The organism is Streptomyces sp. NPDC000151, from assembly GCF_040301705.1.
In the GTDB taxonomy this organism is placed as follows: domain Bacteria; phylum Actinomycetota; class Actinomycetes; order Streptomycetales; family Streptomycetaceae; genus Streptomyces.
Window position 1 is genome coordinate 25,602 of the sequence record NZ_JBEPFC010000072.1, and the last position, 9,772, is coordinate 35,373.

Below are 9,772 nucleotides of genomic sequence, written 5' to 3' on the forward strand. Positions count from 1 at the left end.
TTCCTTCAGACGGGGGCACCCGGCCCCGGCAGACAGCAGGGATCAGGTGTCCCGGCCGCCACCATCCCGCGACCGACTCATCGCAGAGGGAGCACACGCATGGCAACCCGTGCCGTCGCCCGTCGTCAGCCCACCAGGAGCGGTGCTGACACGGCAAACAGTGTTCGCGCCGTAGGCGGGGAGATCGCCGACCGCGACCTGGTCGGCATGTACCTCGACGAGATCGCGCGCACGCCACTGCTCGACGCCGCCAAGGAGGTCGAGCTGTCGCAGACCATCGAGGCGGGTGTCTATGCCCGGCAGATCCTGGACGGCGAGGTGACCGACGGCAATGCCGCGGGCGCGACGCCCGAGGAGCTGCAGGCGCTGGTCGACGAGGCCGAGAAGGCCAAGGACGTCTTCATCCGTTCCAACCTCCGCCTGGTCGTAGCGGTCGCCCGCCGCTATCCGCGCAGCGGCCTGCCGCTGCTGGACCTGATCCAGGAGGGGAACGCCGGTCTGGTGCGCGCGGTCGAGAAGTTCGACTACGCCAAGGGCTTCAAGTTCTCCACGTACGCGACGTGGTGGATCCGCCAGGCCATCACGCGGTCCATCGCCGACCAGTCCCGTACGATCCGGCTGCCCGTCCACCTGGTCGAGGAGCTGGGCCGGATCCGCCGTGTGCAGCGCGAGTTCAACCGCGAGCACGGCCGCGACCCGGAGCACGCGGAGATCGCCGCCGAGCTGGGCGCCAAGCCCGAGCGGATCAGCGACGTCCTGGACTGGGCCCGCGACCCCGTCAGCCTGAACATGTCCGTGGACGACGAAGGCGAGACGCAGTTCGGTGACCTGCTGGAGGACACCTCCGCGGCGTCGCCCGAGCAGTCCGTGCTCACGCTGCTGCGCAGCGAGGAGCTGGAGGACCTGATAGACCGCCTCGACGGCCGCACCGCCTCGATCATCAAGGCGCGGTACGGCATAGAGGACGGCCGCGAGCGGACCCTGACCGAGGTCGGCAAGCAGCACGGCCTGACCCGTGAGCGGATCCGCCAGATAGAGAAGCACGCGCTGCTGGAGCTGAAGCGCATGGCGCACGACACCGGCTTCGACGCCGCGGCGTAACGCTTCTTCATCCCACAACCGGGACCTCGCCCTGAAGCGGGTCCCCCCAAGACGAGCCCCGGCACCCTCCCCCGAGTGCCGGGGCTCTTTGCTGTCCGCACGTGACCGGCCCTCCGAGGGCGTGCCCGTTTGTGTCTGTACATTGCCCGAGTCTGTTTACTTCGCAGAAATCCGGGCGTAGCCTGCTGGTGAAACCACACGTTCGGGCATCGTACGGACAGGAACGGAACGGACCGAGGTCGCATGTACGCAGCGGAACGACAGCAGGAGATCCTGCGCCTCGCCCGGGACGGCGGGCGGGTCGACGTCCTCTCCCTCGCCGAGGAATTCCAGGTCACCGCCGAGACCGTGCGGCGCGACCTGAAGGCGCTGGACCGCGCCGGACTGGTCCGGCGGGTGCACGGCGGGGCGATACCGGCGGGCCGGCTGGACTTCGAGCCGGACCTCGCCGAGCGGGACACCGTCGCGGCCGACGAGAAGGACCGCATCGCGCGCGCCGCGCTAGCCGAGCTGCCCGACGACGGCAGCGTGATCCTGGACGCGGGCACCACCGCGGCCCGGCTGGCCGCGGAGTTCCCGCTGGAGTCCGACGTCACCGTCGTGACCCACGGCCTCCCCGTCGCCGCCCGCCTCGCCGACCACCCCGGACTCACCCTGCACCTCGTCGGCGGCCGCATCCGGCACCGCACGCGGGCCGCCGTCGACGACTGGGCGCTGCGTGCCTACCGCGAGATCAATGCCGACGTCCTCTTCCTCGCGACGAACGGCTTCTCGCTGGAAGGCGGCCTGACCACGCCCGACCTCGCCGAGGCCGCCGTCAAGCGGGCGGTGATCCGCGCCGCCCGGCGGGTCGTGCTGATCGCCGACTCCTCGAAGTTCGGGCAGCAGCACTTCGCCCGCTTCGGCGACCTCTCCGACGTCGACATCCTGATCACCGACACCGGGCTCAGCCCCGAGAACGCCCTCGCCATCGAGCGCGCGGGCACGGAAGTAGTACGCGCATGATCCTCACCGTCACCCCCAATCCCAGCCTGGACCGCACGTACGAGGTGCCCGCTCTGGAGCGCGGCGCCGTGCTGCGGGCCGGTGCCGACCGGGTCGACCCCGGCGGCAAGGGCGTCAACGTCTCCCGGGCCGTCGCGGCCGCCGGGCACGAGACGCTCGCCGTGCTGCCGATCGGCGGTCCGGCCGGGCAGGCGCTGGCCGACCTGCTGGTGGCCGAGGGGATAGAGGTCGCGCCGGTCCGGGTGGCGGGGGCCACCCGCTCCAACATCGCGGTCGCCGAGCCCGACGGCACCCTCACCAAGATCAACGCGTCCGGCCCCGAGCTGTCGGCGGCGGAGTCCGAAGCGCTGCTGGAGACCGTGCGGGAGCGCTCGGCGGGCGCCGCCTGGATCGCCTGCTGCGGCAGCCTGCCGCGCGGGCTGGCCCCCGAGTGGTACGCCGACCTGGTCGCCCGCGCGCACCGGGCCGGGGCCCGGATCGCCCTGGACACCTCGGGTCCGTCGCTGATCGCGGCCCTGCGGGAGCGCCCCGACGTGGTCAAGCCCAACGCCGAGGAGCTGGCGCAGGCCGTCGGCCGGCCGCTCGCCACGATCGGCGACGCGGTGAAGGCCGCGGAGGAGCTGCGTGCGCTGGGCGCCGAGGCGGTGCTCGCGTCGCTCGGCGCGGACGGGCAGCTGCTGGTCGACGCGACCGGTACGTACTACGGCACCGCCGAGGTGGACGCCGTCCGCAGCAACGTCGGTGCGGGGGACGCTTCGCTGGCCGGGTTCCTGGCTGCCGGGGGCGCGGGGGAGCGGGCGCTGGCCTCGGCCGTGGCGCACGGGGCTGCCGCGGTGCAGCTGCCGGGCAGTGTGATGCCTACGCCTGCCGACCTGCGGCCGTCGGACGTGACCGTGACCGATGCGGTGCCGATGGACCGCCCGCTGACGGAGGCCGTGTCATGAACGGATCTGTGCGTCGGGGTCGCCCGCCGTTCGATTGTCCTCAAACGCCGGACGGGCTGGATTTTGCCCGGACAGGCTGGATCGTGAAGGGAGCCCGCGATGAGTGAGCTGATCACCGCGGATCTGGTCGACCTCGACCTGTCCGCCGACACCAAGGAAGCGGCCGCCAGGTCGCTGGCCGAACGGATGGTGGCGGCCGGTCGCGTCACCGACCTGGAGGGTTTCCTCGCGGACGTGGCCGCGCGCGAGGCCCAGATGCCCACCGGGCTGGACGGCGGCATCGGCATCCCGCACTGCCGGAGCGCTCATGTCACCGAGCCGACGCTGGCCTTCGGGCGCAGCGCCGCCGGCATCGACTTCGGTGCCGCGGACGGCCCCGCCGACCTGGTCTTCCTGATAGCCGCGCCGACCGGCGGCGACGCCGACCATCTGTCGATCCTCTCGACGCTGGCCCGGCACCTGATGGACGCGGAGTTCACCGGCGCGCTGCGCTCGGCGGACGACCCGGAGCGGGCGGCGGCGCTGGTACGGGGCGACGAGCCCGAGGCTCCCGCGACCGAGGCCGCGGCCGAGCCCGAGACCGAGCCCGCGGCCGACGCCGCCGACGAGCCGGATGCCGCCCCAGCAGAAGCGGAGCCCGCCCCGGAAGCCGAGCCCGCAGCCGCCCCGGAGGCCACCGGTACGTTCAAGATCGTCGCCGTCACCTCCTGTCCGACCGGCATCGCGCACACCTACATGGCCGCCGAGTCGCTGACGAAGGCGGGCGAGGACGCCGGCGTGGAGCTGGTGGTCGAGACGCAGGGGTCGGCCGGGTTCACCCGCCTCGACCCCGCGGTGATCGCGGCCGCCGACGGCGTGATCTTCGCGCACGACGTGGAGGTCCGGGACCGGGAGCGGTTCGCGGGCAAGCCCGTCGTCGATGTGGGCGTGAAGGCCGGCATCAACCGCCCCGCCGAACTGATCGCCGAGGTACGGGAGAAGGCGGCGCGCGGCGAGGCCGGTGCGCCGGCCTCGCACCGCGACGCGCCCATGGACCGCGGCGGCGAGGAGACCGACGGCTACGGCACCCGGCTGCGCAAGTGGCTGATGACCGGCGTCAGTTACATGGTGCCGTTCGTCGCCGCGGGCGGCCTCCTGATGGCCCTGGCCTTCGCGATCGGCGGGTACACGATCAACAAGGCGCCGTCCGTCGCCGAGCACTTCATCTGGACGGACACCAGCAGCTGGGCCGCGCTGCTCTTCCAGGTCGGCAACGTGGCCTTCACCTTCCTCGTGCCCGTACTGGCCGGGTTCATCGCGTACGGCATGGCCGACCGGCCGGGACTCGTGCCGGGCTTCGTGGGCGGCTCGATCGCCCTGACGATCAACGCGGGCTTCCTCGGCGGCCTGATCGCCGGCCTGCTCGCGGGCGCGGTGGTGATGGCCATCCAGCGGGTCCGGGTGCCGGCGCCGCTGCGCGGCATCATGCCGGTGGTGGTGATCCCGCTGATCTCCTCGGCGGTGGTCGGGTTCCTGATGTTCCTGGTCATCGGCAAGCCGATCGCCGCGCTCCAGAAGGCGCTGACCGACTGGCTGTCCGGCCTGACCGGCGCCAACGCGGTCATCCTGGGCGTCATCCTCGGCCTGATGATGTGCTTCGACCTCGGCGGCCCGCTGAACAAGGTCGCGTACGCCTTCGCGGTCGGCGGCCTGGCCAACCCCAACGAGGGCAGCCTGAAGGTGATGGCCGCGGTGATGGCGGCCGGCATGGTCCCGCCGCTGGCGATGGCGCTGGCCACGACCGTGCGCGGCAAGCTGTTCAGCAAGGCCGAGCGGGAGAACGGCAAGGCCGCCTGGGTGCTGGGCGCTTCGTTCATCACCGAGGGTGCGATCCCGTTCGCCGCGGGCGACCCGTTGCGCGTCATCCCGGCCTCGATGGCGGGCGGCGCGGTGACCGGTGCGCTGTCGATGGCGTTCGGCTGCACACTGCGTGCCCCGCACGGCGGCATCTTCGTGGTCCCGCTGATCGGCCAGCCGCTGCTGTACCTGGTGGCGATCGCCGCCGGCGTGGCCGTCAGTACGGCCCTGGTGGTCGTCCTGAAGGGGATGCGCAAGACCGGTATGGAAGCGGCGGCCCCCGCCGTGGAGGGCGAGCCGCAGTCGGCCGCCGAGGCGAAGAGGGAGCCGGTCGCCGCCTGAGATCCGGCGCCCGCCCCTCCCGAGAACACATCACCCCGCTGCCAGTGCCCGGCAGCGGGGTGATGTCCGTTTCGGCGTGCGTACGGCGGGTCTCAGACCGCGCTGCCGGCCTTCCAGTCCTCCCACGAGAGGTTCCAGCCGTTCAGGCCGTTGTCGGGCTGGACGGTCTTGTCGTGCGAGTTCTTCACGACGACGACGTCACCGACGAGGGAGTTGTCGAAGAACCACTTACCGTTGGAGTTGCCCCCGCCGCCCTTGTTGTCCTGCAGGCCGACACAGCCGTGGCTGGTGCCCGACCGGCCGAAGACCGAGGGGGAGCCCCAGTAGTTGCCGTGGATGAAGGTGCCGGAGGAGGACAGGCGCATCGCGTGCGGCACGTCCTTGATGTCGTACTCACCGCCGAAGCCGACGGTGTCACCGTTCATCCGGGTCTCCTCGAACTTCTCCGAGATGACCATCTGGCCGTTGTACGTCGGGTGCTCGGCGCTGCCGCCGGAGATCGGCACGGTCTTGAACACCTTGCCGTCCCGCTTCACCGTCATCGTCTGGGTGTTCATGTCGACGGTGGAGACCTGGGAGCGGCCGATGGTGAAGGTGACCGTCTTGTCCTGGACGCCGGTGACGCCGTTCGCGCCCTCCACTCCGTCCAGGGCGATCTTCATGGTGACCTTCGAGCCGGCCTTCCAGTAGTCCTGCGGGCGGAAGTCCAGGCGCTGGTTGCCGAACCAGTGGCCGACGACCTCCTGGCCGCTGCTGGAGGACACCGTGATGTGGGACTGGACGTCCTTCTTGTTCGTGATGGCCTTGTCGAAGTTGAAGGACACCGGCATGCCCACGCCGACGGTCTTGCCGTTGTCGGGCGTGAAGGTGCCGATGAAGCTGTTGGTCGGCGAGACCGTGGTGAACTTGGCGTTCTCGGTCGCCTTGCGGCCCTTGGCGTTCGCGACGATCCGGTACGGGGTACCGCGCTCCAGCTGGGCGTCCGGCTTCCAGCTGCCGCCGTCGCCGGATATCGTCCCGGAGACCTGCTCGCCGGTGTCGACCCGCTTCAGCGTGACTTCGGTGAGCTTGCCGCCGCTCACCTTCACGTTCGTGCCGTTGATGCTGGCACCGGTCGAGCCGTCCTTCGCCGACACCTTGATCTTGGCGTCGGAGGCGTCCTTGGCGGCCGCGGCGTCGGCGCCCGCCTGCCCGTCCTTGTTGTTCGCGCCCGAGGCGTCACCGCCGCAGGCGGTCATGGCCAGGGCGCCGGCTGCGAGCAGAGCGGCCGCCGCGAGGCCTCGCCGCAGCGAGCGCGAATTGCGGGGCTGTGCGGGCGCGGCGTTGTGCGGCGTTGTCACGAGCTGCTCCAGGCAAGAGTGTTGGTCCACTGTTCTTAAACAGCGACTGTGAGCCGTTTTGGTTGCAGCTCTCCATATCTTGTGACTGATGTCACACAAGTGGGGGAAGCGGCTGGTCGGAGGGGCCGGCCAACCACTCGCGGAGCTGTGTTCCGTGCTCGTCCAGCCGCGGTGGCGCGACCGGTTCGGCCACCGGGGTGCGGGACAGCCGCAGGGGGCTGCGTACTTGCGGTACCCGCCCCTCGCCCACGGGAACGACCGGATCCAGCCCCAGTCCCGCCGCGAACTCCAGGGCTTGGCTCACGGTGTTGACGGGTCCGCACGGCACCGACGCCCTGCCGAGCCGCTCCGTCCAGCCCCGCGCGGTGTCGGCCGCCAGCCGCGCCTCCAGCTCCTTCACCAGCTCCGTGCGGTGCGCCACCCGGTCGGGATTGGTCGCGAACCGCGCGTCCTCGGCCAGCTCCGGAGCTCCCAGCGCCACTGCCAGCGCCCGGAACTGACGGTCGTTCCCCACCGCCACCGACAGCAGCCCGTCGCGGCAGGCCAGCGTCTCGTACGGCGCGATGCTCGGGTGCCGGTTGCCCATCGGGCCCGGGTCGCGGCCGGTGGCCAGGTGCCCGGACGCCTGGTTGACCAGCGAACCCAGCAGGGAGGACAGCAGGTTCACCTCGACGTGCTGCCCCTGGCCCGTACGGTCCCGGTGGCGCAGTGCCGCCAGGATGCCGGTCGTGGCGTCCTTCGCGGTCAGTACGTCCACCAGCGCCACGCCCGCCTTCAGGGGCGGGCCGCCGGGCTCGCCCGTGATGCTCATCAGCCCGCCGACCGCCTGCACGACGAAGTCGTATCCGGGCAGGTGGGCGCCCTCGCCCGACCCGAAGCCGGTGATCGAGCAGTGCACCAGGCCGGGATTGGCGGCGAGGGAGGCGACGGGGTCCAGGCCGTACTTGGCGAGCGCGCCGGGCCGGAAATTCTCGATCAGGACGTCGGCCCGCACGGCCAGTTCGCGGGCCGCCTCGGCGTCGTCCGGCGCGGAGAGGTCCAGGGCGAGGCCGCGCTTGGAGCGGTTGGCGGCGTCGAAGTACGCGGCCGTGCCGTCGGCCGCGAAGGGCGGCCCCCAGGCCCGGGTGTCGTCACCGGCGCCGGGCCGCTCCACCTTGACCACCTGGGCGCCCAGGTCGGCCAGGGTCGCGGCGGCCAGTGGCCCCGCCAGCACCCGGCTGAAGTCGGCGACGAGCACTCCGTCGAGCGGCTTCGGCAGGTCCGTACACTCCACGCGCACTCCTCCGTCATGGTGATCCGGTCGTCCGGTCACCCGTATCGGTGGTCCGTTTGTCGTATCGGGTTGTCGTATCGGGTGAGTGGTGCGCCGCCATGCTCGCGGACGATCTTGGCCGGGCGGAACCCGCCGATGCGTCCAACGCGCACCGCCCGACTCGGCCGTGCAGGAGTGGTGGGGACGTACCGGCGAAACGGGCGGATGCCGGGACGCCGCGCCGCGGGCCGCCGGTTTCTTACGGACGCGGCGCGAAATTGTGGCGGAATTCTTGCGGTGTTTCCGGCGATTCTTGAGGGGCTCGCACCTGATGCGGTGGGATGAGGGATGGTTGCGGCGTGATGCGGGAAGAACCCTGAGTGATGCAGGAAGGTCCGATAGTGGTGGGAGATGCGTCACTTCGGGTCTTAAGTCCTATAAAAACCTGTCATAAAGCCTGAGGCGTGGTGTCTACTGTTCCGCGTCAGTCGCCGGTGCCGAGCGCGCCGGCGCAGCGCCGCGCCCGTACGCCATGGAGGACCGGATGCTCCTCTCCGTCTCGACCCTGCAGCAGATCGGCCTGGCCGTGCTGCTGCTCGCGACCCTCGCCTGGGCCATCGGGCTGGTCCGGACCGTACGCCGGGACCGCCCCGCGCCCCAGCCGCCGGGCGCGGCCCCACGGCTGCTCAAGGCCGTACCGCGGCAGGTCGTCCCGCCGTCGGAGAGCGTCGAGCTGACCGCGGCCGAGCGCGAGGCCTTCGCGGGCCTGGTAAGGGAACTGACGCGCGGTCACTGAGCCGGTACCTGACACGCGGTCACCGAGCCGGTGCCTGACGCGCGGTCACCGAGCCCCTGCTGGTCGGCTGATGATCAGCTGATCGGGCCGAGCTTGAGCAGCGCCAGCGACGCCAGCATCTGTACCGCCACCGCACCCACCGACCGCAGCGTCGGCAGGTGGTGCTGGCCCCGTATGAGCAGCACGGCCAGGGCGAAGCCGAAGCCCCAGGAGGTCAGCGCCACCGCCTGCGCGACGGGATGGTGCTCGGGCAGCAGGAACGACAGCGCGAGACGCGGCAGGTCCGTCACCCAGAACACCACGATGAACAGGCTGACCGTCGGCCGGAGCCGGCCGCTGCCGCCGAGGGTGCGCGCGATGGCGTGCGTGACCAGCCCCAGCCCCAGGCTCGCGACCAGTACGCCCGCCTCGGTGACGCCCACGAGCTGCCACACCACGTCCAGCGGCCCGGTCCCCCACTGCGCCCGGAAGGACTTCGACGCCAGCAGCCCGAGCGCGCCGCCGACCAGCGTCAGCAGGACCGCCGCGCTCCACGCCCCGCGGTCGCGCGCCTCGTCCAGTACCTCCACCGGCCGGTACCACAGCCCCAGGATCAGCCGGTGCCACCACAGCCGGCGCCGCCTGGCGGCGGGCCGGGGTGCGGGGGCCGGCTGGACGAGGGTGGGCGGCGGCGGTTCGGGCATACGGCCGTTTCTACCACCGGGATTCGCGCGGCGACGAGGCAGGGACCGGTGGGCGCGGCAGGGCCGGTGCGGTACCGCTCAGCCGGTTCCGTACAGGTCGGTGTACGAGGGGAAGACGCCGCCCGGGCCGTCCACGCCCTCCGCCGCCAGCATCGCCTTCACGACGGCGCGGGTCAGCGCGTCGGCGCCGGCCGCCAGGATCTCGTTGACCGCTCCGGCGTCGGCGTGCACGGCGAACGCCGGGTCGCTCTCGGCGCTCTCCGGCGCCGCCGGCCGCTCGCCGGTGGCCAGCGCGAAGACGGTGTCGCCGTCCGACAGCAGGTGCACCGGCCGTATCGCCCGGGCCAGTCCGTCGTGGGCGGTGCCCGCGAGCTTCTGGGCCTGGGCGCGGGTGAGGGCGGCGTCCGTGGCGACGACGGCGAGGGTGGTGTTCAGGGGCGGGCGCACGGAGGCCGCCGAGCGCGCCGCCGACT

9 protein-coding genes are annotated in these 9,772 nt (G+C 71.9%); 5 read left to right on the plus strand and 4 right to left on the minus strand.

The annotated features are described in order from the left end of the window. Positions 1-99: 99 nt before the first annotated feature. The 4 genes from ABT381_RS20670 (at position 100) to ABT381_RS20685 (ending at position 5,228) form a co-directional block, all read left to right on the plus strand. Positions 100-1,101 (plus strand): sigma-70 family RNA polymerase sigma factor, encoded by a 1,002-nt coding sequence (locus ABT381_RS20670; protein ID WP_351596154.1) that lies wholly within the window; start codon positions 100-102, stop codon positions 1,099-1,101. Between the two features lie 243 nt (positions 1,102-1,344). Next, positions 1,345-2,106 carry a DeoR/GlpR family DNA-binding transcription regulator gene (locus tag ABT381_RS20675; protein WP_351596157.1) on the plus strand — a complete coding sequence of 254 codons (762 nt, stop codon included), beginning with the start codon at positions 1,345-1,347 and terminating at the stop codon, positions 2,104-2,106. Beyond that, entirely contained in the window at positions 2,103-3,050 is a 948-nt protein-coding gene (gene pfkB, locus ABT381_RS20680) for a 1-phosphofructokinase (RefSeq protein ID WP_351596160.1), read from the plus strand. The genes ABT381_RS20675 and pfkB overlap by 4 nt, the downstream gene beginning before the upstream one ends. A 99-nt stretch (positions 3,051-3,149) precedes the next feature. Continuing rightward, positions 3,150-5,228, plus strand: coding sequence for a PTS fructose transporter subunit IIABC (locus tag ABT381_RS20685; protein ID WP_351596163.1), 2,079 nt, complete (start codon positions 3,150-3,152; stop codon positions 5,226-5,228). A gap of 92 nt (positions 5,229-5,320) precedes the next feature. On the opposite strand, the gene ABT381_RS20690 is transcribed toward ABT381_RS20685, so the two are convergent. Further along, a complete protein-coding gene (locus tag ABT381_RS20690; RefSeq protein ID WP_502965713.1) occupies positions 5,321-6,580 on the minus strand; it encodes a L,D-transpeptidase in 1,260 nt (419 codons plus the stop codon). 79 nt (positions 6,581-6,659) lie between these two features. Next, positions 6,660-7,847 carry a CaiB/BaiF CoA transferase family protein gene (locus tag ABT381_RS20695; RefSeq protein WP_467754538.1) on the minus strand — a complete coding sequence of 396 codons (1,188 nt, stop codon included), beginning with the start codon at positions 7,845-7,847 and terminating at the stop codon, positions 6,660-6,662. Positions 7,848-8,364: 517 nt separating this feature from the next. Here ABT381_RS20695 and ABT381_RS20700 point away from each other — a divergent pair. Next, entirely contained in the window at positions 8,365-8,616 is a 252-nt protein-coding gene (locus ABT381_RS20700; protein WP_351596171.1) for a hypothetical protein, read from the plus strand. A gap of 74 nt (positions 8,617-8,690) precedes the next feature. Here ABT381_RS20700 and ABT381_RS20705 read toward each other — a convergent pair whose 3' ends face one another. Continuing rightward, positions 8,691-9,299 carry a hypothetical protein gene (locus ABT381_RS20705; RefSeq protein WP_351596173.1) on the minus strand — a complete coding sequence of 203 codons (609 nt, stop codon included), beginning with the start codon at positions 9,297-9,299 and terminating at the stop codon, positions 8,691-8,693. A 78-nt stretch (positions 9,300-9,377) separates the two neighbouring features. Beyond that, a partial coding sequence (locus ABT381_RS20710; protein ID WP_351596176.1) for a P1 family peptidase occupies positions 9,378-9,772 on the minus strand: 395 nt, incomplete at its 5' end.

Bases quoted from the DNA above. Each gene is read 5' to 3' on its own strand.
- ABT381_RS20705 (WP_351596173.1), bottom strand. From the start codon at position 9,299: ATGCCCGAACCGCCGCCGCCCACCCTCGTCCAGCCGGCCCCCGCACCC.
- ABT381_RS20670 (WP_351596154.1), top strand. From the start codon at position 100: ATGGCAACCCGTGCCGTCGCCCGTCGTCAGCCCACCAGGAGCGGTGCT.
- ABT381_RS20675 (WP_351596157.1), top strand. From the start codon at position 1,345: ATGTACGCAGCGGAACGACAGCAGGAGATCCTGCGCCTCGCCCGGGAC.
- ABT381_RS20685 (WP_351596163.1), top strand. From the start codon at position 3,150: ATGAGTGAGCTGATCACCGCGGATCTGGTCGACCTCGACCTGTCCGCC.
- pfkB (WP_351596160.1), top strand. From the start codon at position 2,103: ATGATCCTCACCGTCACCCCCAATCCCAGCCTGGACCGCACGTACGAG.
- ABT381_RS20700 (WP_351596171.1), top strand. From the start codon at position 8,365: ATGCTCCTCTCCGTCTCGACCCTGCAGCAGATCGGCCTGGCCGTGCTG.